A 582-nucleotide genomic window follows, 5' to 3' on the forward strand; every position below is an offset into this window, starting at 1 on the left:
AGTGACGGACTGCTGCATCTAGCTGTCCCGGCAAGCACTAACTACGACATCTGGAACACCAACCGCTCGCTACGTGTCACCCAACCGGTCGCCGACCAGGACTTCGAAGCCGAAGCGCGCTTCCTCTCCGTGCCCAGCCAGAAGTACCAGACCCAGGGAATCCTGGTCGAACAGGACACCGACAACTGGCTCCGCTTCGACGTCCACTCCACCGGCTCGAAACTGCGGGTCTTCGCCGCCAAGACCGTCGCCGGTTCGTCCAGCACACTGTTCGCAACCACCATCACCGCCGGCCCCGAAGTCCAACTCCGCCTCGACCGCACCGGCGACACATGGACACTGGACTACTCCACCGACGGCAACACCTGGACCACCGCCGGAACCGCCACGCACAGTCTGACCGCCAACCGCATCGGACCGTTCGCCAGCAACGGCTCGCCCTACCCCGCCTTCACCGCCGACATCGACTGGTTCATCGACACCGCCAACCCCGAACCCGACCCAGATCCCGAGTACACCCTGCAGACCGACGTCAACGGCCAAGGCAGCATCACCGCCTCACCCGACCAGGCCACCTACCCC

1 protein-coding gene is annotated in these 582 nt (G+C 64.8%); it reads left to right on the forward strand.

Features of this window, described 5'->3' with window-relative positions; all coding sequences use genetic code 11:
* Nucleotides 1-582: DUF1349 domain-containing protein (locus tag ELR45_RS34270; protein ID WP_129670267.1), on the forward strand; the 582-nt coding region annotated here is incomplete at both ends.

The sequence above is a fragment of the Phytoactinopolyspora endophytica genome, from assembly GCF_004138495.1.
Taxonomy (GTDB): domain Bacteria; phylum Actinomycetota; class Actinomycetes; order Jiangellales; family Jiangellaceae; genus Phytoactinopolyspora; species Phytoactinopolyspora endophytica.